The sequence below is a fragment of the Vibrio viridaestus genome (genome assembly GCF_003856525.1).
Lineage (GTDB): Bacteria > Pseudomonadota > Gammaproteobacteria > Enterobacterales > Vibrionaceae > Vibrio > Vibrio viridaestus.
The window spans coordinates 1-541 of sequence record NZ_RJVQ01000094.1 but is presented as its reverse complement, the minus strand read 5'-3'; the positions used below and the strand labels follow the sequence as shown (position 1 = coordinate 541).

The window sequence follows — 541 nt, the reverse complement described above, 5'->3', positions numbered from 1 at the left end:
TTAAAAAGTAAGTTTTCCCAAGAACACTTGATTGTGTGTTGGTGTTTATCYTAATGATAAACATTGAGAACTTTTACAAACATTCTAAAAGAATGTTTTGTCAGCTTTCCAAATTGTTAAAGAGCGTGATTCTTCAAAAGAACCATTTCTAAATATTCTCACTAAGAACACTTAAAGATGGTGGAGCTATGCGGGATCGAACCGCAGACCTCCTGCGTGCAAGGCAGGCGCTCTCCCAGCTGAGCTATAGCCCCATCAGGTGTCGATACCGTACAATTCAAATAAGAATTGGTGGGTCTGAGTGGACTTGAACCACCGACCTCTCGCTTATCAGGCGAACGCTCTAACCACCTGAGCTACAGACCCAGTATCGTCTCTTAAACTACATAAACCATCAATCTGTGTGAACACTCGACAAYAAWCATCATCGTGTAAGGAGGTGATCCAGCGCCAGGTTCCCCTAGCGCTACCTTGTTACGACTTCACCCCAGTCATGAACCACAAAGTGGCAAGCGTCCTCCCGAAGGTTAAACTACCTGCT

General features: G+C 44.4%; 2 tRNA genes and 1 rRNA gene. All 3 read right to left on the bottom strand.

The features are described 5' to 3' along the window. Nucleotides 1–178: 178 nt before the first annotated feature. Nucleotides 179–254: transfer RNA gene (locus tag EES38_RS21845), tRNA-Ala, on the bottom strand. A gap of 35 nt (nt 255–289) precedes the next feature. Next, nucleotides 290–366 (bottom strand) — tRNA-Ile (locus EES38_RS21840). Nucleotides 367–432: 66 nt separating this feature from the next. After that, nucleotides 433–541: ribosomal RNA gene (locus EES38_RS21835) — 16S ribosomal RNA — on the bottom strand; the annotation flags it as partial.